Origin of the sequence: Oceanobacillus sp. FSL W7-1281 (genome assembly GCF_037969835.1) — a bacterium.
Lineage (GTDB): Bacteria > Bacillota > Bacilli > Bacillales > Amphibacillaceae > Oceanobacillus > Oceanobacillus oncorhynchi.
Genome location: NZ_CP150214.1, coordinates 388259 through 412703, shown reverse-complemented (window position 1 = coordinate 412703; position 24445 = coordinate 388259). Strand labels below are relative to the sequence as shown.

Below are 24445 nucleotides of genomic sequence, written 5' to 3'. Positions count from 1 at the left end.
AGCTTATGAGAAATCAATAAAACATTAAAGGAAATTCCGAGAATATACTCTTACTTCTGTTTATTTCAACATCTTTAGTATAATATGAATAGGTCACGAAAAACATCTATGCTTCACAAATGCAACTGCCATTTATTTTATCAGATATTTAAGAAGGAGCGGTTTTTTATGGATTTTCCATTACATAAAATAAAAGAAAACATTGATCACATTGAAGATTATAAGTTACCTCAACAAGCTTATTTGATACTTAAATCTGCCGTTCGCGAACTAATTTTATCGCCAGGAAGTATGTTTTTAGAACGTGAAATAACAGCATTTCTAGAAATGAGCAGAACACCCGTAAGAGAAGCATTTGTACGCCTGGAAACGGAAGGTTTAATTCGTTTAGTTCCTCGTAAAGGGTTTGTTGTAGAACCTATACGTCCAGAAGATTTAAAAGAAATTTATAGTGTTATCGTGGCACTTGATGGAATTGCCGCAGAAGCAGCTACTCAGAACGCCTCAGATAAAGATATTCAACAACTGCAAAACATGATTGATGAACAACTAGAGGCATTAGGAAATGAAGATTTAGAACGATGGTCCAAGCTGGATGATTTATTTCACCGCCAAATTTTAGATTTAGCTGATAATCATCGTTTATCAAATACTTATGAAACATTTGATGATCAGTGTCATCGAGCAAGACTCTTTACGATTCACGAAAGGCCCTTACCAAAACAATCCATTCAAGAACACAAAGCTATCATCGCCTGTATGATTGCTAAAAATGAGCAAGCTGCAAAGTATGTTATGCAAGAGCATCGAAACAGATCTCATATCGAAATTTTAAATGTTCTACGCAAGGAAAACTAGCAGACAAGATTTTAAAATCTTATCTGCTAGTTTTTTAATGAATACATTAAAAGGATTAAATAAACAAAAAATAAATAAATAAAATAAATATTGACTTTAACGTATACGTTGTTTAAGATATAAATAACTTAATAAAGGGAGGAAGCGTTATGACAAAAGCGTTTAAACTTGCAGTAATTCCAGGAGACGGTATCGGAAAAGAAGTAATTGCAGCCGGTATGAAAGTATTAACTTACTTGGAGGAACAATCAGACGGTAAATTTAAATTTGAAAGCGATTACTTCAATTGGGGAAGTGATTATTACTTAGAGCACGGAAGTATGATTCCAAAAAATGGTGTAGAAACTTTGAAAGATTATGATGCCATTTATTTCGGAGCTGTGGGTGATCCTCGCGTACCCGACCATGTCAGCTTATGGGGACTTCGTATAGCAATTTGCCAAGGGCTCGATCAGTGGGCAAATATCAGACCTGTGGAGTTTCTTCCTGGTATCAATCATCGTATCGCTCATCCAGATCCAGAAAGCTTAAATTGGATATTGGTACGTGAAAATTCAGAAGGAGAATACTCTGGAATTGGCGGAAGAAACTTTAGCGCTCGTCCAGATGAAAGAGAAGTAGCCATTCAATCTTCTATTTTTACAGAGCATGGCTGTGAACGTATTATCCGTTTTGCGTTTGACCTTGCACGTACTCGAAAAAGGAAGAAGGTAACTAGTGTTACAAAAAGTAATGCACAACAATACGGAATGGTTTTATGGGATGAAGTATTTGAACGTGTCAGCAAAGAATATCCAGACGTAGAAACAGACCAATGGTTAGTAGATGCCATGGCTGCCCAATTTGTACTTAACCCAGATAATTTAGAAGTAGTGGTTGCATCCAACTTATTTGCTGATATTTTATCTGATTTAGGAAGCGCCCTTGCTGGCAGCCTTGGTATTGCTTCTAGCGCTAATTTACAAATCGACAAGCGGTTTCCTAGTATGTTCGAATCTGTCCATGGATCTGCTCCAGACATTGCGGGTAAAGGAGTCGCAAATCCAATCGGCACGATTGCCAGTGCTGCATTAATGCTAGAAGACCTCGGACTGCAGGAAGAAGCCAATAAAGTACATGAGGCTATCCGCCGCACAACTGCACAAGGCATTATCACTCGTGATATTGGGGGAACTAGTAATACAGAAGAAATTACAAATGCAATTATCAAAAATCTAACACTATAATGCACCCTTTATTTTCACATTTTTCTAATATTTAAAGAAAACTTGGCAAGGCAAACCTGAAAGGCGCGGATTTCCTTAGTTGGGACTGGTACCGCGATTACTCGTCCCATCGAAGTGCTTTAGCGATTACCAGCCCTATCAAAAACGCGCGCTTATACTTTATTCCTAAAAGTTCTTTATGCTTTTTTAAAGTGCAATGATAAAAGGTACTGAGATAGGCTTATCTGAGTACCTTACTTTTTCATAAGGAGGAGACAAATGAAGATATTAGCTGCTGTAGACTCATTTAAAGGAAGTATCAGTTCTTCAGAAATTAATGGCATTATAGCTAAAGAATTAGAGATTAAAAATTTAGAAGTTATTCAAAAACCTTTAGCTGATGGCGGTGAAGGTACAATTGATGCATTGATTGATTCAGGCGTTGCAGAAAAAAAAGACTGTATGGTTATTGGCAGTCTGGGAGAAAAAATAAAAAGCTATTATGCTCTGATGAATAATGGCACTGCGGTAATTGAAATTGCTCAAATTTGTGGATTACCAATGATTCCTGAAAACAAAAGGAATCCGATGCATACGACTACATACGGTGTAGGTGAAGCAATTATACATGCAATAAATCATGGAGCAGATAATGTGGTCATTACCCTCGGCGGAAGCGCTACAAATGATTTGGGAATGGGGATGCTTCAAGCTCTGGGTGTAACAATTACAGATGAATCTGATCAACCAGTTCTTTTAGGAGCTGCTGCTTTAAAAGATATTGCACATATAGATTTCTCAACATGCTTTACAGCGATTCAAAATATATCTTTATATGTTATAACAGACGTACAAAACCCGCTATTTGGTCAGAATGGTGCTACATTTATTTTTGGCCCGCAAAAAGGTATCACACCAGAAGATGCTGTTCAAATCGAGGAACAAATAAAGCGTTTATGTACCATTACCCCTATTTTAGAAAAGTATCAAGATACTCCAGGTGCAGGTGCAGCAGGTGGTTTAGGTGCTGCATGCTTAGCACTTGAAGCACAAATATTTGATGGAGCCGACTGGTTCATGGAAACGCTTCAAGTAAAAGAAGCTATCCATCAAGCAGATGTTGTTATTACCGGGGAAGGAAAATTAGATTCTCAAACATTGTCTGGTAAAGCTCCTATTAGCATTGCAAATTACGCAAATAACTTAAACAAACCCGTAATTGCTATCGCCGGCAGTATAGACAGTTCTTTATTAACACGTTTTTATGAAAGCGGTATCAGTGTTTGCTTATCTGTTATTCCCGGCGTTCAAACACTAGAACAAGCAATGGAAAGATCACAAGTACAGAATAATATAAGCTATATATCACAGCAAATAGCCACTTTTCTATCATGGCCAAAAAAGTAGTTTAGCAGTCTTTGTGTTTTAGCTTTTAAACGTTATAACTTTAGGGGGAATAATATGAGTCCTGAAATAATTACGTTACTATTTTTAATATTTGCTATCGTAATGTTCGCTTGGGAAAAAATCCCTTTATCTATTACAGCAATGATAGTTGCTGTGGGATTAATTTTAACAGGAGTATTAGAACCCGGCGAAGCTTTCGATGGGTTCGTCAATACGAATGTCTTATTATTTATCGCCATGTTTATTGTTGGTGGAGCATTTTTTGAGACAGGTATGGCACAAAACTTTGGGAGTATCATAACCAAATTTGCAAAAACGGAGCGGATGTTAATTGCCGTTATCATGGTAATTACTGGTCTTATGTCAGGTCTATTATCAAACACAGGCACAGCAGCTGTATTCATACCTGTTATCATTGGCATAGCAGCTAAGTCTGGGTTTTCCAGATCTAGATTACTTCTCCCTCTAATTTTCGCAGCGGCTATGGGAGGAAATTTAAGTCTGATTGGGGCCCCAGGGAATATGATTGCCCAATCAGCTTTACAAGATATAGGTTTATCTTTTGGTTTTTTTGAGTATGCAAAAGTTGGATTACCTATATTAATTATTGGTATCTTATATTTTTGTTTTTTCGGATACCGATTTTTACCAAATAATAAAGAACAAGCATTGAATGAAGACTCCATTTTCAATCAACAAATAGATTATTCAAATGTTCCCAAATGGAAACAATATTTATCTCTTATTGTTCTAATATTAACTGTAGCTGCGATGATTCTGGAAGATGTCATAGGTGTACCGCTGCATGTTTCCGCTTGGACTGGAGCATTGATTTTAGTAGCAACAAGAGTTATCTCAGAAAAGGATGCAATGAAATCGATTGATATGAATACGATCCTTTTATTTGTCGGTTCTTTAGCGATGGCAAAGGCAATTGATGTTACCGGGGCAGGAGCATTAATTGCACATTCTATTGTAGACTTTTTAGGAGATACACCATCACCCTATTTATTATTATTTGTGATTTTAGCACTCTCTGCTGTGATGACAAATTTCATGTCTAATACAGCAACGACAGCTTTATTAGTACCGATAAGTTTATCCATCGCAACTTCTATTGGAGCAGATCCAAGAGCTGTACTGATGGCAACAGTAATTGGAGGATCTTTAGCATTCGCAACACCGATTGGCATGCCTGCAAATACAATGGTTTACAGTGTCGGCGGCTATAAATTCATGGATTACGTTAAGGCAGGGTCTCCAATGATTTTAGTCGGCATCATTGTTTCCATGCTATTGCTCCCTATTTTCTTTCCATTTTATCCATAGGGACCTAGGTTAAAAATTACATTATTTCAATTAGCAGCGTGCTGTCTCATAAGAAAAGTTGAGGGCACCATTATGATAAATGTTTATTTAGCAGAATTGCTTTTAAATTTTATTTTCTAACACGAAATAAAATTTAAAAGCAATTAAAGAAGAAGACCGGAATCTTTCACGAAGCCAGTCTTCTTCTCTTATTACTCTATCTCAGAACACATCATTCCTCCCTATCCAAAGGAACAGGAGGCCTTTCTCCCAGCGGAATCTTCCAATACCACCATTTAAATATCCTCGCAATAACAAAACAGGCTATCGAAATAGCTAAATAAATACCGACAAACGCCCAATGCTGTCCGGTCATCAGCATAATCGGCCCCGCTGACCACGCAAATAGCTCTAAAGGCGTGTTTAACGGTCCAACAATTGCAGTATCTGTTAATGTTTTAGACTTATTATTTGGGTCAATAACTCGTAACAGCGTGAGCCCAATAGCAAAGACGCCGGTGGAATAGCCATATACAAAGATAGAGCGCTCAAACCAGCTTTCGTAGTTCATACCAGGTCCGATTACGACAAGGGTTAATACAACGACAACCAGCCCTGAAAGCATTAGTAACGTCAACGGCAGCCAGTACTCCCTTACCACTGGCAGCTGAATCGATGCCACGCCAAAAAATACAAGATAATCCGTTGCAGAGCTTCCGATTCTATCTACTACCTTACTATCTACATACTTATAAATACCTTTTTTACCTCTTCCCAAAACAAGATACATCAATAACGCAATAATAAATGCAATCGTAAATGTCGGAAATTCTAAATTCCAGGTCTCTGCAATATAGTTATTTAATAAGTATCCTAATCCGGCAGGAACTACCAATAACGCGACATGAAAAGCTAATGGGTCAAGCGCGATAGGCGATACGGTATCCTTCCCCATCGATGTTCGATTTTCAGGCTTTACTAATCCTGTTTTTAAATCCTCCGAAATTTCCGAGAAATCCTTCACATATTGCGTATAGCCTTTTCGTGTTGCCCATTTGATAAAAATGAGCCCGCCCAAAATACCAATAAGCATCCCGCCGGTGGCCGCTGTCATGCCTAAATCCGTTGCATTTTCCCAGCCTAGGTTCTCAAAGGTTGTTCCTATCGCTGCAGCTGTTCCATGACCTCCATAGAACCCGGCTGCTAATAGTAATCCAAACCCATAATTGATCTCTGGAATAAATTTTGAAATAACGATAATGGCAAAAACAATCGGGATAACGATTTGCAGGGCAATCCCCAAAATCTTATAAATAGCATAGGCGCCCATCCGGTTAAGATCCTTTTTCATATTGCCCGGTGAAAAGGAAAAACCATTAATCCCTACTGCCGCAAATACTAATATCGTAATAACACCCGCGTAAGAACCAATATGTTCAGAAAGCGGCAAAATATTTAAAAAACTGGGTCCCAATGCCAGACCCAGAAATCCCGCCAGCAAGCTCGCAGGAATAAAGCTTCTTTGAATAAATTTCAATTTTGCGCGCAGAAACATTCCTAATAAAATAAGAATACTTGCACACGCAAAATCTACTAATAATGTGTTTATCGTCATCTAGTTTCCCCTTTTCTTGGTTGCTTTAAATCTCTAGAAAGTTGGTTGATCTTGTCCGTGTTGCCGGCGGTGCAAAGTCTATTTCTTCCTCCTGCAGCTGGAGTACATCTTCCGGACGTGCCCAAGGCCGATTTTGAATAGCACTTGTTTCTTCATGTGTTAAATAGCCTTTATAGGCTGTTAAGCTTCTTCTCAAAAAGCCGTCACGAATGCAGGCCTCCTTCACACCATGGTTTAAAATGGAACGAATATGCGGAAGCACGGATGCTGCATAGGCAACTGAGGTAGAATTCGCAATCGCTCCCGGAATATTACTTACACAATAATGCACCACGCCATTTTCAACATACATCGGATCTTCATGTGTTGTTTCGCGGAAGGATTCAATGGCACCATCTTCATCATTACTAATATCTACAATAACAGAACCCTTTTCCATTAAGTGAAGCATCTCCCGGTCAATTAAATAATCTTTATTTTCTTTTGGCCACTTCACACAGTTAATTACCATATCAATTTCTGGGAGCAGTTTTTTAATATTCTGCTTTGTGGATAGTTGCGTATTTACCTTTTCGTTATATGTCTTGCCGATATCTCTAAGTACCCCGTAATTCACATCCATCACTGTACACCAGGCGCCTAAAGATTGCAGAACCTGCAGGGAAGACCTTCCAACCAGCCCGCCTCCCAGTATAAGTACCTTCATGCCGGGAGCGCCAGCTAGGCCGCTGACAAATTTTCCTTTTCCGCCATTGATTGTCAGCATCGCATTTAACCCCATCAACGCCCCTTGCTTTCCAGCTGCTTCACAATTGACGGAGCCAAAACGATGTGAATCCTCTGCAGTAAACGCAACACTTTTGCTGTCAAGAATAGCCTGCACTTGCTCCGGATGTGCCGCCGGATGGATACATGTATAAACAATCTGATTTTCTCTTAATAATCCATATTCGCTTTCTTCAATCTCTTTCACCTTGGCAAGAAAATCACAGCGCTTGTACATTTCTTCTATTGTATCTACCATCTCTGCACCTTCTTGCTCATACTGTTCATTCGTAAAGCCGGCTGACAAACCTGCATCCTTTTGAACTAAAACGGTATGCCCATCTTCTTTAATGGCAGCTGCCTCAACAGGAGTTAACACCACACGGTATTCTCCTATTTTATTATCCTTTAACACACCAAAAATCATTTCTATTCCTCCAATATCTTTGTAAAGCATTTTTAACATATAAACTAATACGATTAATATTTCACACTTTAAATACTTAACAAAGTATAAATTATATTACATGAAATTTCAAAATTATTTTCATTATACACAAAACCTCATATGAGAAACATTAGCGTCAGCTTTTTACTAAATAGAAATATTTTTATGATATACTTTTTATTTAAATTGCTTTATAGTTAAGCTAGCTTAATTATAAAGCGAGGTGTTTTATAGTGGACTCCAAAATAGATCTTATTCAAAAAATCAATGCTTTACAAAATCAGCTGAATATTCAACTCGCCAGCAGATATGAGCATGAACTCGATAACCAGCTTACTGCAAAACAAGTGTTACTATTAGAACTGATTCAGAATGGAGTTGCTTCCCCCAAAGACTTATCTCAGCATTTGAACACTTCCATGAGTGCCATTAGCCAGCTGCTGAATAAATTGGAGTCGAAGGAATATATCACTCGTCATATTAATAAAGAGAACCGTCGTGAAATCATTTTAAATTTGGCACCGAAGGCAGAGGTCTATTTTGAAAAACTGCAAGAGCTTAACGATGACATCAATTATCATGTTTATGGGCAGCTTCCTTTAGAGGATTTGCAACATTTAGATCGAATACTAAACCATTTAAATACAATTGTAGAAGAGGTGTAGATGATGAATGTGATTCAAAAAGGAAAGTATCTTTGGCTGCTGATGCTCAGCCTCATTTTAGCCAGTAATTATATGCTGTATCAAACAGCCGTCGGAGCTGAAGTTTTACCCCCGGAAGCTAATCCGGTTGTTTTAGGTTCGTTAATTGATTTAGTTATTATCGGGCCACTATTTTTCATGCTGTATAGAAAGAAATTCTCTATTAAGACAGCTGTTTTATTCGCAGCAGCAGGCTGTATAATAGCAAGGCTTCTTATTCCCTCTCATTTGTTAGGCCCTTATGCAACAATTACTTGGGTCGGGATAGGCGCAGAAGCAGCATTGGTGCTTTTTGAGCTTTTATTTGTTATCGCTTTTTTCCGATACCTTCCTGACATTATACAAAAAGTGAAAACAAGCGCATTGCCTGTTATTTTTTCTTTTCCAAAAGCAGTGGACCATTATGTAAAGAATAACCCGATTATCCATGTGATTTGCTCGGAGTTTTTGGTTTTTTACTATGCTTTTTTCACCTGGAAAAAGACACCGCCAAACGGCATAACACTCCATAAAAAATCAAACTTTATCGCCTTTCAGATTATGATGATTCATGCAATTATCGTGGAAACGTTCGCTATTCACTGGTGGCTTCACGACAAGTCTATTGTTATTTCTATAATTTTATTGATTCTTAATATCTATTCGGTGATTTTTTTGATAGCGAGTATTCAATCCATCCGTCTGAATCCTATATATACAGATGAAAAGGCTCTCTATGTATCCTTCGGAATATTAAAACGGGTAAAAATTGATTTTCAGGATATTGAGTGCATAGTAGAGAATCCTGTTGTTTTAAAAAGTAAATTAGAAAAGGATACCATTGATTTTATCGCAAAGGATTTTGAGCAGGTTTATCCAGATATGATTTTAAAAATGAAAAATCCAGTTAAAGCAACTTTATTTATGGGGATTCAAAAGGAATATTCCAAGGTCGCCATTAAGTCAGATGATCCGGAAAAACTGAAGGCTGTTATTTTTGCTAAATGACAATAGTGATTGATTACGAAGATCTTCTCATTCCATCAATCTGTACCGAATTAGTGTAGGATTTTTTTAAATTGGGTATAGTAATTATGGACATCTTAGCAAGAGATGTAAACATGTAATACGGGTAATGTGACCTGGGTTTGATGATTGACCGGAAGCTCGGTTTGCTGAAGGTCGCTTGTTGTTTTCATAATGACAGACATCTATCATTCTCAGCTTGCATTACAAAGATTGTAAAGGAGATGAGATTGTGACTGTTAATCATAACGGTTTTATTCTAAATGATGGCTCCGTACTTCCCTTCGTAGGACTAGGCACGATTGGTATTGACGGGGATCAGGGTACATTTGAAATTTTAAACGCCTTGAACCTGGGATACCGTTTAATCGATACTTCAACAAACTATAACAATGAAGGTATTGTCGGGGAAGCTGTGCGTCGATCTGCACTCCCAAGAGAAGAAATCTTAATCAGCGCAAAATTGCCCGGCTCGCACCATGAATACGATAAGGCATTTATCTTTATTCAGGAATCTTTACGCCGCATGGGACTAGAATATTTTGACAAGTATTTAATTCATTGGCCGAACCCTAAAGACGGCAAATATGTAGAAGCTTGGAAGGCTTTAGTGGATGCTCAAAAACAAGGATTAATCAGAACCATCGGTGTTTCCAACTTTGAACCCGAACATCTGGATAACATTATCGAAGAAACAGGTGTGACGCCTGCTACAAACCAGGTAGAGCGTCATCCGTATTTTCATAATAACCGGATGGTTGAAGAAAATGAAAAACGGGGCATTCTTACGGAAGCTTGGAGTCCTTTTGGACGCGGTTATCTGAATGACGTGCTCGAAAATGCCACAATAAAAGAAATTGCAGATAAATACGGTAAAACTCCGGCACAAATTATTGTGAATTGGAACTATCAGGCTGGCGTTTTTACTATTCCAAAATCAAGCAATCCAAGGCATCAAAAAGATAATATCAATAGCACCGACTTTGAATTATCCTCTGAGGATATGAGAACAATTGATTCATTGGATAAAGGGGAAGACGGCCGTGTAGAAGGACAGGATCCCAACGAATATCACGAATATGTATAAACGGCCATCTTTGTTGGCATTACGCCCTTTTAAATAAAGGGACATTTCCTTTAGCGGGCGTTTTTTGACGCATAAACATTTCGATGGAGACAGTAATCGTCCCATCGAAATGCGTTGTCTCAGACGTCTTGGTGACCTGTGTTCTGCAGGGACAATCCAAACAGAGCCATTACTATTACTGCGATAAAATCAGTGAAAAAGCTTTTAAAAAAAGCCGTGCTTCCTTTTAACATGTAGGAGGCACGGCTGTTTTTGTTTCTTTTTAATTTCCGCTCCTTTTCTCACCAGACTCTGTAACTTTTCTCCATGATTGCTATAATGAAGAGGTAAGATGTTCAAAAGGGAGAGGAACAAAGCAATGAAATACGATGTAATATTTTTTGATATGGATGATACCTTGTTTGACTTTGGCAAATCGGAGAAAGGGGCTTTACAAAAAACATTTGAAACCTTTGGATTGCCGAATGGTCTTGTAGACTACCGGAGCAGCTACCGGGAAATCAGCAAGGTACTCTGGGGCGAATTGGAGCAGGGAAAGCTGTCGATAACTAAATTAGGATCCGAACGATTTAGAAGATTATTTGAAAAGCATGGCCTTTCTTTGGATGGATCAGCATTTAACCATGCTTATCTTGAAAATTTAAGCAAAGAAATATACCTGGTGGATGGTGCTGACGTCTTATTTGATTCGCTTCCTGAACAGCGTTCTGCGATTATCACGAATGGGTTTAAGCATGTGCAATTACCTAAGATTGAAAATTCACCGCTTCAGAACACGTTTGAAGCGGTAATTATTTCAGAGGAAACGGGTTTTCAAAAACCGGATTATCGCATATTTGATTATGCTTTTTCCAAGCTTGGCCTCACCGATAAAGCAAGCGCATTAATGGTTGGAGATTCCTTAACCTCTGATATGCAGGGCGGAATAAACTATGGAATTGACACATGCTGGTTTAATCCTGACCATAAGGAAAACACCACAGGAATGGAGCCTACATATGAAATCAATCATTTAACAAAGCTTATTCCGATTGCCAAATGATGAATAGGCAAATAAGGAAAGTTCCGTATGAAACCTTCCTTATTTGCCGTTTTTTACTATTCAATCGGAGCTAGATTTGCTTCAATTTCAGCACGCTTTTCTTCTAAGAATGGCGGTAAATCAAGTTTTTCCCCCAAATGCTCCACATCCCCATCAACAGTGAATCCTGGACCATCTGTCGCGATTTCAAATAAAATACCATTGGATTCGCGGAAATATAAGCTTTTAAAGTAGAAACGGTCCACAATGCCCGATGAACGGAATCCGCGTTCCTTGACTTGTTCTTCCCAATATTGAAGCTCTTCATGGCTTTTTACACGAATCGCTACATGATGAACGCTGCCGCGACCTGGTCTTTCCGTAGGACCGTCTAAATATTTCACAACGATTTCTCCAAAAGCCTGGCCCGGAACAGATTGAAAAATAGCTTCCCGCTCGCTGCGGCTGACCTCTGTATAACCAAACATATCTGTCAATGTGGACGCCAGCTTATCCAGTCTTTTTACGGTTATCTCCACGGATCCCATACCTTGGATTTGATGTTCAGCAGGTACTTCTGATTTTTCCCAGGTTTCCCAATGGTCTGCTTTTTCTCCATTGGCAACAAGCAATACCATCTGCAGTCCTTCCGGGTCTTCGAATTTCATTGCAGTTCGATTGGCATAGGTTGTTATCCCGCCGTGTAAAACATTGTACGTATCAAAGCGTTCTTCCCAATAACGCAGACTCTCTTCTGATGGAACTAAGAGACCGATTCGAGTAATGGCATTTGTTCCTCGATGCGTATTGCCAACCATCGGTATTTCAAAAAAGGTTAGCTCCGTACCCGGACTGCCTGTTTTATCTCCATAAAATAAGTGATACATGGAAGGGTCATCTTGGTTCACTGTCATTTTCACACGACGTAAACCTAATACATCACGATAAAAACGATTATTTTCATTTGCATTTTTTGTAACCATCGAAATATGATGGTGTCCTGGAATGGTATACATAAATTATCTCTCCCTTATCAGTTTACTAGTCAAGTTATAGCTAAAAAAATAATAGACATATTATTTTTTTAATTTGCTTTCTGTATGCTTCTGCAGCTTTGACATCAGCGTATATAATGTTCGCTGTTCTTCTTCTGTTAAACAGTCATCAACCACAGATGTTTGAAAAGCCAGCTGATGTTCAAAAACTTCCTCTATCTTGGTTTCTCCCTTTGACGTCAAACTTATCCATTTTGTTTTCCAATCCTGCTTACGCTGGATATATCCATCCTGCTCCAGCCGGGCAAGCATACGTGAAATGCCTCCCTCTGATACGGTCACTCGGGCAGCAAGCTCACTTTGCGTAAGAGGTTGATAAGACCAGACCTGGTTTAATACATCAAATTGGGCAACGGTAATATCAAATTGCTTTAGAAAGTCATTGGACAGCTGATTGCTCTGATGCATGAAGCGGGCAATCCGCAGCCAAATCAAGGAACCAAGGGTGTTCTTTTTCATTCGCCTCATATCCTTTCTATATCTTCATTTTACTACTCAAGTGATAGAAATGCAATGAAAATATATTTAATTAAATATATTTTTGCCATAATAAAAGAAGGCTATCCTCGATATGGATAACCTTCCTTTCATGTATATTAAGCATGAATCTGTTTATTCAACGAAACCATTTCTAATAAACCTAACGCAGCTTCTCCACCCTTATTCCCTGCTTTTGTACCTGCTCTCTCCAATGCCTGCTCAATCGTTTCCGTAGTCAGCACACCAAACATCACAGGAATTTCTGCATTCAAGCCGATTTGCGCGATGCCTTTGGCTGCTTCATTACTGACAAGCTCATAATGTGTGGTTGCGCCGCGAATAACTGCTCCAAGAGTTATAATCCCATCATACTTTTTTGTCTTTTCCACCTGCTTTGTCACATACGGAAGTTCAAAAGCTCCCGGCACCCAGAAAATATCGATATCTTCTTCGCTTACCCCATGCCTTTTCAAAATATCCTTGGCACCTTCCAATAATTTAGATGTAATCAACTCATTAAACCTGGAAACCGTGATGGCTACTTTCAATTGCTCTCCTTGGAACATTCCTTCATATACAGTCATAATCATTCTCCTTCTACAGATAATAGGTGATGAAATTTATCTTTTTTTATTTTTAAATAGTGTTTATTTTCATGATAAACAGTTGTTTCTAATGGCACCCTTTGAGCCACCTCAATACCGTATTGCTGTAATTCACTTACTTTATCCGGATTATTCGTCAGCAAACGGATTTTTGATATTTCTTCCTTTTTCAACAGCCATGCGGCGATATCATAATGGCGCTCATCCGGAAGGAATCCGAGAGAAACATTCGCTTCATAGGTATCTGCTCCCTGCTCCTGTAATTCATACGTCTTTAATTTATTGAGCAGTCCAATTCCTCTTCCTTCCTGCCTTAGATATAGAATGGCGCCACGCCCTGCATCGGCAATCATTTGCATGGCTTTCTCCAGCTGTTCACCGCAATCACAGCGATGGGAACCGAAAATATCTCCAGTCAAGCATTCGGAATGTACCCTGACTAAGACAGGCTCTTCATTATCCTTGATTTCTCCCATCGATAATACGAGCTGATCTTTTCCTTCTTTGTCCTGATAGAGGGACAAATCAAAATCTCCATGTTTGGTCGGCAGCTTCACTTTGGCATTTGCGTGGATACTGGAATAAGCCAAATAATCTGCAAGCTCTTCGATGGTAACCAGCGGCATATTCCATTCTTCCGCAAGCTTTCTTAAATCCTGCAGTCGAGCCATCTCCCCGTCATCCTTTAAAATCTCACAAATATAGGCTGCTTCGCTACCTCCTGCCAGTTTTGCCAAATCGATCGCTGCCTCTGTATGTCCCCTGCGTTCCAGTACTCCGCCATTCTTCGCGATTAACGGGAAAATATGGCCTGGTCTGTTAAAATCATCCGCCTGGCTATTTCTATTTGCCAATTCCTGAATCGTCTTTGCCCGTTCAAATGCAGAAATCCCTGTGGTTGTTTCTTTATGATCCACGCTGATAGTGAATGCTGTTTGATACTCGTCTGTATTTTCACTGGTCATTTCCCATAAATTTAAGCTCTTGGCAATTTGTTCGGAAACCGGCGCACAAATCAATCCCCGGGCATGCTTTGTCATAAAGTTGATTGTTTCCGCAGTTGCTTTGCTGGAAAGCCCAACTAAATCCCCCTCCGATTCTCGGTCCTCATCATCCGCAACAATAATCAGCCGTCCTTGTTTCAATGCAGTAATAGCAGCTTCAATATGGTTTATCATATTTATTTCCCCTTTATCTTGATTAGGCGAGAGGACTCCCAACCTCAAGGCAGGCTAACGTCGCAACGTCCTGGGGTTGCGATTACTCACCCCATCGAAAAGAGTTGTTGCAACGCCTGCACTAGTACATCCTGGGACTGCGATTACTCGTCCCATCGAAAACATTTGTACGTCGGAATGTGCAGGGTGAAACCCAATGAGTAGGTGGGAGGTGAATCGCCTTTTGTGTTTACGAACATTTGTTTGCATGATATAATGTTCTTGAAAGTCGCTCTTTGAAAACTGAACATAGTAGGTTGTGGCGAGAATCGTTGCTTTGCCACGTAAAATGTTCAAGCCAAACATGTCAGCCATGGCACACAAACGTGTGAACCTCATATAGGCTGAAAAGTAGTCCCAAAGGCAGGACCAATGGGATAGCGGGGTTGGGTGTTTTTAGCACACCAATGTGTCAACACCACTGGTGGTTAATCGGCATCTTGAAAGTCGACACCCCAGAAACCCACACTTCAAATTTCTTTATAAATTAAGTGGTGGGAGTATTCATTCTCCAGCGTATTTACTTAACATTTGGTTCTTTTCTGTGCCTATCATGGCTTTGATATATTTCCCGAGTATATCCGTCTCTATATTCACGAATTCACCTTGCTTTAACTGTCCCAGATTGGTGTGATTCATCGAATAAGGAATGAGTGAAATACTAAATGATCCCGGTGTGACAGCTGACACGGTCAAGCTTGTCCCATTAACCGCAACCGACCCTTGGGCCACGATTTCTCCTTGTATTTGCGGTGGATAATAAAATGTGAGAATGACGGAATTCTCCTTTTTTACTTTTTTAATTAATCGCGTGGTAGTATCTGCATGACCTGAAACAATATGTCCCTCTAAGCGTCCGTTCGCTGGCATCGCACGTTCCAGATTCACCGCTGCATGTACACGCACATCAGAGAATGTTGTTTTATGAAATGTTTCCGGCATAATATCTACTGTAAAATCTGAATCGTTCACTTCGATGGCAGTCAGACAGACCCCATTGATTGCCATACTGTCTCCAACTTGATAATCCTGCAGAAGTTCGCTGGACGCTGTGCATGTCAACTCAATATGCCGGCTTGCTTTTTTGATTTTCTTGACTGTCCCTATTTCCTGAATCAATCCTGTAAACATCCTTCTTCTCCCCTCCTGCTTACGATTCGTATATCCTCGCCAACAGTTTCCACACTTTGTAAAGCTAAAGGCGTCACTGACGAAACCTTTCTATCACTGTAAAAAGCGGATACTCCATTGCCGCCAATCAGCTTAGGCGAGATATACGTAATCACTTCTTCAAACTTATTTTCTGCCAGGAATGCATCATGAATTTCGCTTCCGCCTTCCACATAAACCGATTGAATCCCCTCATTCTGCAAGTAATTAACTACTTTTGAAATGTTCCAGTGCTGATCGGGTATCAATCGGACATGATCGGGTATATTTGCGATGGAATTGTTTTTTGTAAATACCCAGACTGGAACAGATTTTTTATAAATTTGGTACTTTTCAAAATCCAGTGTTTGTCCTCTCCGGTCTAAAATGATACGAACCGGGGGAAAATCAGTGATTATATTTGGTAAAAGCTTGGGGTCATCCGCTAAAATGGTTCGGCTTCCTGCCAAAATGGCCTGATAATATTGCCGCTCTTCACGTACTTTTTTATAAGTTTCCTCTCCTGTAAGATACGTCCGCTGAAACGAATCGACAGAGAGCTTTCCATCCAGACTGACAGCTTGTTTTAATACAATATAAGGCTGCTGTCTCCTGTGAAAATAATTGTAGTGCTTGTTTAACGCTTCCGCCTTTTCCTGCAATATACCGGAAATGACTTGTATCCCTTGTGATTCTAAATAAGCCTTTCCTTTGCCTGCTACCACAGGATTAGGGTCAAGCTGCGCAATCACAACCTTGGAAATACCGCTGTCTATAATCGTTTGGGTACAAGGGGGCTGTTTTCCAGTATGATTGCAGGGCTCCAGCGTCACATATATCGTTGCATCGATTATCTCTTCGGGGAATTCACATTGGTCGACAGCCATTTTTTCTGCATGCTTGTCACCGTATTTCGAATGATAGCCAGTCGCTAAAATGACACCGTCTTTCACGATTACTGCACCGACTAATGGATTGGTATATGTCTTTCCTCTTCCTAAACCCGCAAGCTCTATTGCTTGATCCATGTACCGTTCATCCATGTGCTTCCTCCTTTCCGAAACGTAAAAAAGCCCCGTAAAAAAAATCACGGGGCGTCCTTAAATAAACTATGTCCAATACACCTGAACAGTTTTATGTACGCAAAAAAGAGTACACTACACCCATTCATGTGCTGACTTACGTTTTCTTCTCCCATCCAGACTATTACTGTCGGCTCTAGAATCTCACTAGATCCACCGCTAAACGCGGGTCACGGACTTCAAACTCTATAGGTTTGTCACCGCCGGTCGGGAATTACACCCTGCCCCGAAGAATAATATTAAATTTTGTTATTACCTTAAATGCTCTAACATAGCTTGCTATATGGTTTTTCACTTAATCAATTAAATTTCCAATATCCTGTTATGTCCTCAAAAACCTACCAAGAATCTTAATTCAAATTCTGACATGTTAAAAATGATAATATCAGTTAAAAGTGTAAAATGCAAGACATTATTTTTATCACGAGTTAACGTTAATTGAAAACAAAGACGATTCTTTATTATTATTTATTTCACTCTTTAAATCCTGATTCACCATCTATAATAAGTCCCCACATCGGTTATTATCCCCCATATAATCCCTATCCCACCTAAGAACACGGCACACCAAAAGTAAAATTAAAAAAAGCAATATTCACGAGATAAAGCAGTCATTTCAAGTTCTATTCCAGAGCAATCAAACGATATACTTATGCAACATTGACGTACGTTAAAGAGTGCATGACATGTTTTTCATAGTATTATGACGGGTATAGTGAAGTTCAATATTTTTTTATTTCATTTCAACTTGGAAACCCTCTTAAATTTTTATGAAAAGGAGTTTATCTATGTCCTTACAAATTGTCGGTTTTGCTGTTATTATACTTGCCGCTCTGCTCGTAATCGGGAAGCTTATCCGATTGAAAATCCCCATCCTTCAAAAACTCTTCTTACCTACGTCTTTGATAGGTGGTTTCTTAGCTCTCTTATTGGGACCAGAAGTATTAGGCCGGCTAACTACAGATGGTTTTCTTGATGCTGGCTTCTTTACTGAAGATATAGTAGAAGTTTGGGCGGGTTTACCTGAGCTATTGATTAATATTGTTTTTGCATGTTTATTTATTGGATTTATCTTACCAAAACCTAAAAAGATGTGGAGGGTTGGCGGACCGCAAATAGCCTTAGGCTACACAATATCTTGGGCTCAATACGTAGCAGGTATATTACTAACGCTCACCGTATTAACCCCCTTTTTTGGACTTAGTCCTGCAGCAGGAGCACTGATTGAAATTAGCTTTGTTGGCGGCCATGGAACGGCTGCAGGGTTACAAAGTACATTTGAAGAACTCGGATTCTCTGAAGGTTATGACCTAGCTATTGGTTTAGCAACGGTAGGAATACTGTCCGGCGTAGTAATTGGTATGATTATGGTGAATTGGGCTGCACGAAAAGGGAAATCGCAGACGTTACGTCATCCCGATGAAATTTCTTTTGAACAACGAACAGGAATTATAAATAAAGAACACCGTGAATCAGCAGGTACGAAGACTACCTCCCCGCTATCGATTGAACCATTTGCATTTCATTTAGGTCTAATTGGTATTTCTATATTCATTGGGTATGTGCTATTAGAAGCGTTTGTTTGGTTAGAAGCTGTAACGTATGGAAGTGCGCTGGATATTTATTTATTTGAATATGTTCCTTTGTTTCCATTTGCAATGATTGGCGGGATCATTGTCCAAATCCTTCTATCCCGCTTTGATTATCATGAATTAGTTGATCGGGACACGATTAACACAATACAAGGAGTAGCACTGGATTTTCTAATCATTAGTGCCATGGCTTCACTAAGCTTGCAAGTAATTGGAGCTAATATCATTCCATTTATTTTACTTTCCATTGTCGGTATAGCTATTAATATCTTCCTCTTCCTATATCTCGGACCTAAGATGATTCCGAGTTACTGGTTTGAACGAGGAATTGGAGATTTTGGTCAAAGTACCGGAGTTGCAGCGACAGGAATAATGCTTATGCGTATCGTGGATCCAGAGAATAAATCGCCTGCACTCAATGCGTTTGGTTATAAACAAATATTATTTGAACCAATGGTTGGCGGCGGCCTTGTAACTGCTGCTTCCGTACCATTTATCATCCAATTTGGAGCAATTCCTGTATTAATAGCAGTGATTTTATTAACCATTGCATTTTGGTTATTAGGTACACTATACTTTGGAAAAATGAAAGAATTCGATTAGCATATGAGCAACAGCATGAGTATTATTTCGTGTTGTTGCTTTTTAACTGAATCTGGGACTTCTTTTAATAATTCATCAATAGACGTTAGGTTGCTAGTCCGTAGTCATTGTACTTGAAATACCAGCTCCTGCAATTATTTCACCAGTTGCAATAACTTTTATCATTGACTTGTTTTTAATGTTATCTCTTCTACATCTTCTTTAACCAATAATTATTTTCCAAAAAAAGAGAGAATTTCAAATAAGGATGTATGATTGACAATCTGATAAAAGTGATTTAGGGTATAGAACGGTGGAATTATACTTCCGTTGTTGAAGTATGATTCCACTTTTATGTTTCTGCGTTTCTGTTACCTATTTCATGATAATAAAACAACATGTCGGGGCTTTTTCGCATTTCCCCTCGTAAAAAATTTTTATATACTCATTAAATAGAAATTGGGATTCGGAGGAAGAATAAACGTATAGAATAATTAAAAAAACGGAGGAAACAAAGGAATGCAAGATTCAAATAAAAAGAAGTCTTCTATAGATTTACCAACATTCCTTATAAGTGGCGGTGCACTCATCCTATTTGTTGTAGCTGCACTTATTAACGCTGACCTTGTCGCTAATATGGTTGATACTTTATTCGGCTGGTCCGCTACTTATTTTGGAGTAATTTATCAACTGACCGTATTAGTCACATTCTTTATTGCGTTAGGCTTAGCATTTTCTAAATACGGAAAAATTCGTTTAGGTAAGATGGAAAAACCAGAAATGAGTACATTTAAATGGATTTGTATCATTATGTGTACGTTATTAGCTGGAGGAGGTATATTCTGGGCTGCTGCAGAGCCTTTATCCCACTTTATAGACGTGCCTCCCCGTTTCTCTGGAATTGAAAATGGGACTGTCGAAGCGATTGTACCAGCTTTAGCATCCAGTTTCGTTGACTGGGGATTTCTGTCATGGGCAATTTTAGGAACACTGGGTACGATCGTATTAATGTATGCTCATTATCATAAGGGCATGCCATTGAAGCCAAGATCTTTACTGTATCCAATTTTGGGCGAAAAAGTCATGCAAAAAAGTGTAATAGGAACACTTGTTGATTCCTTTTCTATTCTTGCTGTTGCTGCTGGAACGATTGGACCGATTGGTTTCTTAGGCTTGCAGACAGGTTATGGATTAAATGCATTAACTGGTTTGCCAAATACCTTAGTTATTCAAATTATCATTATTATCGTCATCGTTGTTGGTGCAGCTATTTCTGCTGTAACAGGGATTCATCGAGGCATTCAGCTGTTGACCAGCTTTAATGTTCTCTTGGCACTTGGATTAATCATTGGAATCTTATTACTTGGACAAGGCTTCTTTATCTTTAATAATTATTTCGAGGCTTTTGGCCTTTATGTAAATGATTTTATTTCATTCAGTACTTTCCGGGGAGATGAAGATTGGCTTAGCTTATGGACCGTATTTTTCTTTGCTTGGTTTATTGGCTATGGTCCGATTATGGCGTTATTTACAGCACGTATCTCACGTGGACGCACCATACGCGAACTTATCGTCGCCGTTGCTGTTATTGCTCCAATCATTACAACATTTTGGTTTACTGTTGTCGGCGGGACAGGAATTTTCTATGAACTAAATTCTCCTGGCTCGATATCAACTGCATTAGATGAGGCTGGCCCTCCTGCTGCCATGATAGCTATTACAGAACAGTTGCCGTTTCCTATGATCTTCGGTGCTTTGTTCTTGCTGGCCACTGTTATTTTCGTATTAACAACGGCAGACTCTATGGCCTTGTCCATTTCCATGACGATTACCGGTGAAGGAAATCCTCCTAGCTGGTTAAGAGCGTTTTATGCATTGGTCATGGGACTTGTTGCTATTGTATTAGTGACGATTGGCGAGGGCAGTGTCGATGCTCTGCAATCCTTTATTGTGGTAACCGCCGTACCTGTTGTATTCCTGCTGATTACGACATTCTGGACAGCTCCAAAAGCAGCGAAAGATTTGTATAATAATCATAAGAAAGAAACGTTATAAAATATGGTGTGCGCATCCTTTCTACTAGTAGAAAGGATGCTTTTTATCTTGCTGAAAAAGCATTATAACTATTTCCTCGCAAAAACTTTATACCCATCGTCCAGCATATGTTTCTAAATCCAATTATTATAACATAATATTAGGAATATTATGTTATAATAATTCTAAACAAATCAGCAAGTTAAATAAACCTGTTCATGATTCATACTAGGTCTCCCTCCCATCTTGAAAAAATATACTTTAAGGAGAGTTTCCAATGCCTCACCCTATTTTAAATAAAACAAATACAATTTTTATCCATGTCAGTAATTTAGAAAAATCCGTCATTTGGTATAGCAAATTATTAAATCAACCAATCGATGTATCATACGTGTCACCACCAGTATATAACTTAGAGATGAATCAGAATACTGGTATCACACTTGATGCAGGACCCTCTGGCACAACAAAAGAAATTACACCACACCCGGGTCCTTTATTTAATTTTCATACAGATGATATCCATCAAGCTTATGAATATATCGAAAAATTGAAGTATGAGATAGTATCGGAAATCATAAAATTTAATGATTTTGCCTATTTCAATATTAGTGATCCTGACGGAAATGTGATTATGATTTGTAACGGATAAGTACCAGTTCATTTAAATCGCAAAGCATGCGCTAAAACATAACGGCTCCTCTTTCGCTCGTGAACGATAATCGTTACTTTTTAATTTATGCATATTTATTGAAGTAAGCCGTAAAAAGACAAGTAATTTCAACGCTGATTTTTTTACAATTATTCAGTTCCTTGCTTTGTTATTCTCAAACCTAGCTCCTCCAACCACGCAAAATATTGAGGAAATGTTTTGGAAACACAGCCCGGATCATTTAGTTGTATTCCTTCTGTTCTTGAGCCAATCAATGCTAATGCCATCGCAACCCGATGATCATCATATGTGTTTAAAAAGGCTGATTTCGGGGTGCCAGGATATACTTTTAACCCATCACTAAATTCTTCTACTTTAATACCCAGCTGAGTTAACGCTTTACAAATAACACGTATCCGATCAGATTCATGATGGCGGATATGCGCAATCTCCTTTATTGTCACTGGCCCATCCGCAAATAGAGCGATTGCTGCTAATGTTAATGCCTGATCAGACATCTCCTTCATAGAGATAACGAAATCACCTTTTAATTGGGCAGCACCTTCTAATTCAATAAATGTAGTACCCCTTGTAACTTTACAGCCCATTTGCTCAAAAACTTCCAGCATCTGAATATCCGGCTGTTTGGTTTTCTCTGTCAAACCATTTATCCGTATCCTTCCGTTTGTCACCGCCGCCAGCGCCAAAAAGTAGCAGGCCGCAGAGGCATCTGGCTCCAGTTGGATATCTTTCGCTTTGTATCCTTGAGGATTTATAACGATTTGCTGGAGCGCATTATCATCTTGCACATCTGCACCAAACTCCTTCATTAAATCAAGGGTTAAATAGACATAAGCATGCTGAACAATTTCGTCCTTGATGGTTACTGTCGTGGTTTCATTGAAATACGGCGCCGCAATTAATACCCCGCTGATAAATTGACTGGATATTGCGCCTGAAAGGCTGACTTCTCCGCCTTTCATTTCGGCTCCTTTCATCCGCAATGGATAATAATCTTTTACAGCTAAATAATCGATTTCAGCACCAAGCTCTTTTAAAGCGTCAATAAGCGGTGCAACCGGTCTTTTACGCATACTTTGACTCGCCTCCAACTCCCACTCTCCTTCACGACACGCCGCCAATGCCCCCGGCAGAAATCTTGCAATGGTTCCAGCTGAACCTATATATAAATCAGCAGTACTCCATCCTCCTCCGTTTCCATCGACATACGCTGTATTACCCTGAAGCTTGATATTTACTCCTAATTTTTTTAAGGCCTCGATACACCAATAGGAATCATCACTTTTTAAGATGCCGCTTATTTGAGATTTCCCGTCTGCTAAAGCACTCATGATAAGTGCTCTGTTTGTCAGACTTTTACTTCCTGGAATAGTAATAGCAGCCTCTATTCTTTGCTTACCAGGCGAAACCGTTATCCTTTCAATTCCCCGCAAAGACGTCCAGGGGCTTCTTGCTTTGCTGTCAAACATATGATTTTCCTCCATTTTTATCTCCCCTTCTAACCGTTGCTGTTTGTTCTTCATTATAATTTGGATTATGATATAAATGAAATTGTTATTTTTAATAAGAGCTATAGGTGGTGTCTATATTATAAATACAGACTTATATCGTGTATTTTACATAACAGCTATCGAAAAGAACTTTAGTAAAGCTGCACACCGGCTTTTTATTACGCAGCCAAGTGTGAGTCATTCCATTAAACAGCTGGAGAACGAACTGGGTATGCAGCTATTCACCAGAACATCAAAGGGAGTTCTGCTGACAAAGGAAGGGGACGTGTTATTTGATTATCTCAAACAAGCGTTTGATTTAATTCATCATGCAGAACAAAAAATGACAGAAATGAAAAATCTACAAAGCGGGTCTGTTACCGTTGGAGGGAGTGATTCCACATGCAAGCATTATCTTCTTCCCTATATACAAACCTTTCAAGAGTTCTACCCTGACATCCAAATTAGATTACAGCATGGCTCGACACCACAGATTTTAGAAAAACTGGAAAATGGACTGATTGATATCGGCATTGTTCACCTGCCAGTCCATCAAAATAATATTTCTATAACAGAGTTTTTAAGTATTCACAGCACATTTGTTGCAGGGAAGAAGCTTCAGCACTTATCGAAAGAAAAGCTTTCTCTGTCAGCAATCCAAGAATATCCGCTTATTTCTTTTTCTGAAGCAAGCAGCTCCAGGAAATTTCTAAATCAGCTTTTTCTTAAACGAGAACTGGATGTGCAGCCTGATATAGAAGTTGGCAGCGTGGAATTATTAATCGAATGTGCAAAAATTGGTATGGGTATTGCGTTTGTTACGAAAGAGCTTGTATTAAAGGAGTTAGCTGATAAGGAATTATTTGAAGTGAGCATCGATGAAGTTATTGAAAAAAGACAGATTGGATTGGCCACGAAAAAAGGTGCTTCCTTGTCTTTGGCAGCTGACACATTTTTAAATCATTTGTTAAGATAACAGATAAAAGCATACGTGCAATTAAAAATGATGAAATTGAACACGTGCTTTTATCTGCTTAAACAGAATAATTATACATTTCCTTCC

21 protein-coding genes and 1 riboswitch are annotated in these 24445 nt (G+C 39.0%); of the genes, 12 read left to right on the top strand and 9 right to left on the bottom strand.

The genetic code is table 11. The annotated features are described in order from the left end of the window. Positions 1–168 precede the first annotated feature (168 nt). From MKX55_RS02180 to MKX55_RS02165, 4 genes are all read left to right on the top strand, one after another. Entirely contained in the window at positions 169–858 is a 690-nt protein-coding gene (locus MKX55_RS02180; protein WP_339235695.1) for a GntR family transcriptional regulator, read from the top strand. Between the two features lie 149 nt (positions 859–1007). Beyond that, positions 1008–2084, top strand: coding sequence for a tartrate dehydrogenase (locus MKX55_RS02175; protein ID WP_339235692.1), 1077 nt, complete (start codon positions 1008–1010; stop codon positions 2082–2084). 258 nt (positions 2085–2342) lie between these two features. Further along, entirely contained in the window at positions 2343–3470 is a 1128-nt protein-coding gene (locus tag MKX55_RS02170) for a glycerate kinase (protein WP_339235690.1), read from the top strand. A gap of 54 nt (positions 3471–3524) precedes the next feature. Continuing rightward, on the top strand, positions 3525–4799 hold the full coding sequence (locus tag MKX55_RS02165; RefSeq protein ID WP_339181938.1) for an SLC13 family permease: 1275 nt from the start codon (positions 3525–3527) through the stop codon (positions 4797–4799). Between the two features lie 211 nt (positions 4800–5010). Here MKX55_RS02165 and MKX55_RS02160 read toward each other — a convergent pair whose 3' ends face one another. Together MKX55_RS02160 and MKX55_RS02155 are read right to left on the bottom strand one after the other, a co-directional pair. Then, positions 5011–6393: a sodium/glutamate symporter gene (locus MKX55_RS02160; protein ID WP_339181936.1), complete on the bottom strand. Its 1383-nt coding sequence runs from the start codon at positions 6391–6393 to the stop codon at positions 5011–5013. 25 nt (positions 6394–6418) lie between these two features. Then, positions 6419–7585: an NAD(P)-dependent oxidoreductase gene (locus MKX55_RS02155; RefSeq protein ID WP_339181933.1), complete on the bottom strand. Its 1167-nt coding sequence runs from the start codon at positions 7583–7585 to the stop codon at positions 6419–6421. Positions 7586–7839: 254 nt separating this feature from the next. Here MKX55_RS02155 and MKX55_RS02150 point away from each other — a divergent pair, with 254 nt between their 5' ends. The 4 genes from MKX55_RS02150 to MKX55_RS02135 all read left to right on the top strand — a co-directional run bounded on the left by MKX55_RS02150 (position 7840) and on the right by MKX55_RS02135 (position 11444). Continuing rightward, positions 7840–8271 carry a MarR family transcriptional regulator gene (locus MKX55_RS02150; RefSeq protein WP_339235688.1) on the top strand — a complete coding sequence of 144 codons (432 nt, stop codon included), beginning with the start codon at positions 7840–7842 and terminating at the stop codon, positions 8269–8271. Further along, positions 8272–9297 (top strand): beta-carotene 15,15'-monooxygenase, encoded by a 1026-nt coding sequence (locus tag MKX55_RS02145; RefSeq protein ID WP_339235686.1) that lies wholly within the window; start codon positions 8272–8274, stop codon positions 9295–9297. It begins immediately after the preceding gene. Positions 9298–9547: 250 nt separating this feature from the next. Continuing rightward, the gene (locus tag MKX55_RS02140) at positions 9548–10402 is read left to right on the top strand and encodes an aldo/keto reductase (RefSeq protein ID WP_339235683.1); all 855 of its coding nucleotides are present in this window, start codon (positions 9548–9550) and stop codon (positions 10400–10402) included. Positions 10403–10760: 358 nt separating this feature from the next. Then, complete coding sequence (locus MKX55_RS02135; protein WP_339235681.1) at positions 10761–11444, top strand: YjjG family noncanonical pyrimidine nucleotidase; 684 nt, start codon at positions 10761–10763, stop codon at positions 11442–11444. Positions 11445–11500: 56 nt separating this feature from the next. On the opposite strand, the gene MKX55_RS02130 is transcribed toward MKX55_RS02135, so the two are convergent. The 6 genes from MKX55_RS02130 to ribD form a co-directional block, all read right to left on the bottom strand. Further along, positions 11501–12439 carry a ring-cleaving dioxygenase gene (locus MKX55_RS02130; protein ID WP_339235679.1) on the bottom strand — a complete coding sequence of 313 codons (939 nt, stop codon included), beginning with the start codon at positions 12437–12439 and terminating at the stop codon, positions 11501–11503. A gap of 60 nt (positions 12440–12499) precedes the next feature. Continuing rightward, positions 12500–12937, bottom strand: a complete 438-nt coding sequence (locus MKX55_RS02125) for a MarR family transcriptional regulator (RefSeq protein WP_339235677.1) — start codon at positions 12935–12937, stop codon at positions 12500–12502. Positions 12938–13074: 137 nt separating this feature from the next. Continuing rightward, on the bottom strand, positions 13075–13542 hold the full coding sequence (gene ribE / locus MKX55_RS02120) for a 6,7-dimethyl-8-ribityllumazine synthase (protein ID WP_339181914.1): 468 nt from the start codon (positions 13540–13542) through the stop codon (positions 13075–13077). A gap of 2 nt (positions 13543–13544) precedes the next feature. Next, the gene (gene ribB, locus MKX55_RS02115) at positions 13545–14741 is read right to left on the bottom strand and encodes a 3,4-dihydroxy-2-butanone-4-phosphate synthase (protein WP_339235675.1); all 1197 of its coding nucleotides are present in this window, start codon (positions 14739–14741) and stop codon (positions 13545–13547) included. A 543-nt stretch (positions 14742–15284) separates the two neighbouring features. Further along, positions 15285–15911, bottom strand: a complete 627-nt coding sequence (gene ribE / locus MKX55_RS02110; RefSeq protein WP_339235673.1) for a riboflavin synthase — start codon at positions 15909–15911, stop codon at positions 15285–15287. Continuing rightward, positions 15896–16972 carry a bifunctional diaminohydroxyphosphoribosylaminopyrimidine deaminase/5-amino-6-(5-phosphoribosylamino)uracil reductase RibD gene (gene ribD, locus MKX55_RS02105; protein ID WP_339235671.1) on the bottom strand — a complete coding sequence of 359 codons (1077 nt, stop codon included), beginning with the start codon at positions 16970–16972 and terminating at the stop codon, positions 15896–15898. The genes ribE (MKX55_RS02110) and ribD overlap by 16 nt, the downstream gene beginning before the upstream one ends. 139 nt (positions 16973–17111) lie before the next feature. Then, positions 17112–17249: riboswitch (FMN riboswitch) on the bottom strand. 550 nt (positions 17250–17799) lie between these two features. On the opposite strand from ribD, the gene MKX55_RS02100 reads away from it, so the two are divergent. From MKX55_RS02100 to MKX55_RS02090, 3 genes are all read left to right on the top strand, one after another. Continuing rightward, a complete protein-coding gene (locus tag MKX55_RS02100) occupies positions 17800–19206 on the top strand; it encodes a sodium/glutamate symporter (protein WP_339235669.1) in 1407 nt (468 codons plus the stop codon). A 498-nt stretch (positions 19207–19704) separates the two neighbouring features. Continuing rightward, a complete protein-coding gene (locus tag MKX55_RS02095) occupies positions 19705–21240 on the top strand; it encodes a BCCT family transporter (RefSeq protein WP_339235666.1) in 1536 nt (511 codons plus the stop codon). 256 nt (positions 21241–21496) lie between these two features. Then, positions 21497–21871: a VOC family protein gene (locus tag MKX55_RS02090; protein ID WP_339235663.1), complete on the top strand. Its 375-nt coding sequence runs from the start codon at positions 21497–21499 to the stop codon at positions 21869–21871. Between the two features lie 149 nt (positions 21872–22020). Here MKX55_RS02090 and aroA read toward each other — a convergent pair whose 3' ends face one another. Then, positions 22021–23376 carry a 3-phosphoshikimate 1-carboxyvinyltransferase gene (gene aroA / locus MKX55_RS02085; RefSeq protein ID WP_339235662.1) on the bottom strand — a complete coding sequence of 452 codons (1356 nt, stop codon included), beginning with the start codon at positions 23374–23376 and terminating at the stop codon, positions 22021–22023. 61 nt (positions 23377–23437) lie between these two features. Here aroA and MKX55_RS02080 point away from each other — a divergent pair, with 61 nt between their 5' ends. Next, on the top strand, positions 23438–24358 hold the full coding sequence (locus MKX55_RS02080; RefSeq protein WP_339235660.1) for a LysR family transcriptional regulator: 921 nt from the start codon (positions 23438–23440) through the stop codon (positions 24356–24358). Positions 24359–24445 lie beyond the last annotated feature (87 nt).

Bases quoted from the DNA above. Each gene is read 5' to 3' on its own strand.
- MKX55_RS02180 (WP_339235695.1), top strand. From the start codon at position 169: ATGGATTTTCCATTACATAAAATAAAAGAAAACATTGATCACATTGAA.
- MKX55_RS02175 (WP_339235692.1), top strand. From the start codon at position 1,008: ATGACAAAAGCGTTTAAACTTGCAGTAATTCCAGGAGACGGTATCGGA.
- MKX55_RS02170 (WP_339235690.1), top strand. From the start codon at position 2,343: ATGAAGATATTAGCTGCTGTAGACTCATTTAAAGGAAGTATCAGTTCT.
- MKX55_RS02165 (WP_339181938.1), top strand. From the start codon at position 3,525: ATGAGTCCTGAAATAATTACGTTACTATTTTTAATATTTGCTATCGTA.
- MKX55_RS02160 (WP_339181936.1), bottom strand. From the start codon at position 6,393: ATGACGATAAACACATTATTAGTAGATTTTGCGTGTGCAAGTATTCTT.
- MKX55_RS02155 (WP_339181933.1), bottom strand. From the start codon at position 7,585: ATGATTTTTGGTGTGTTAAAGGATAATAAAATAGGAGAATACCGTGTG.
- MKX55_RS02145 (WP_339235686.1), top strand. From the start codon at position 8,272: ATGATGAATGTGATTCAAAAAGGAAAGTATCTTTGGCTGCTGATGCTC.
- MKX55_RS02135 (WP_339235681.1), top strand. From the start codon at position 10,761: ATGAAATACGATGTAATATTTTTTGATATGGATGATACCTTGTTTGAC.
- MKX55_RS02130 (WP_339235679.1), bottom strand. From the start codon at position 12,439: ATGTATACCATTCCAGGACACCATCATATTTCGATGGTTACAAAAAAT.
- MKX55_RS02125 (WP_339235677.1), bottom strand. From the start codon at position 12,937: ATGAAAAAGAACACCCTTGGTTCCTTGATTTGGCTGCGGATTGCCCGC.
- ribE (WP_339181914.1), bottom strand. From the start codon at position 13,542: ATGACTGTATATGAAGGAATGTTCCAAGGAGAGCAATTGAAAGTAGCC.
- ribB (WP_339235675.1), bottom strand. From the start codon at position 14,741: ATGATAAACCATATTGAAGCTGCTATTACTGCATTGAAACAAGGACGG.
- ribE (WP_339235673.1), bottom strand. From the start codon at position 15,911: ATGTTTACAGGATTGATTCAGGAAATAGGGACAGTCAAGAAAATCAAA.
- ribD (WP_339235671.1), bottom strand. From the start codon at position 16,972: ATGGATGAACGGTACATGGATCAAGCAATAGAGCTTGCGGGTTTAGGA.
- MKX55_RS02100 (WP_339235669.1), top strand. From the start codon at position 17,800: ATGTCCTTACAAATTGTCGGTTTTGCTGTTATTATACTTGCCGCTCTG.
- MKX55_RS02095 (WP_339235666.1), top strand. From the start codon at position 19,705: ATGCAAGATTCAAATAAAAAGAAGTCTTCTATAGATTTACCAACATTC.
- MKX55_RS02090 (WP_339235663.1), top strand. From the start codon at position 21,497: ATGCCTCACCCTATTTTAAATAAAACAAATACAATTTTTATCCATGTC.
- aroA (WP_339235662.1), bottom strand. From the start codon at position 23,376: ATGGAGGAAAATCATATGTTTGACAGCAAAGCAAGAAGCCCCTGGACG.
- MKX55_RS02080 (WP_339235660.1), top strand. From the start codon at position 23,438: ATGAAATTGTTATTTTTAATAAGAGCTATAGGTGGTGTCTATATTATA.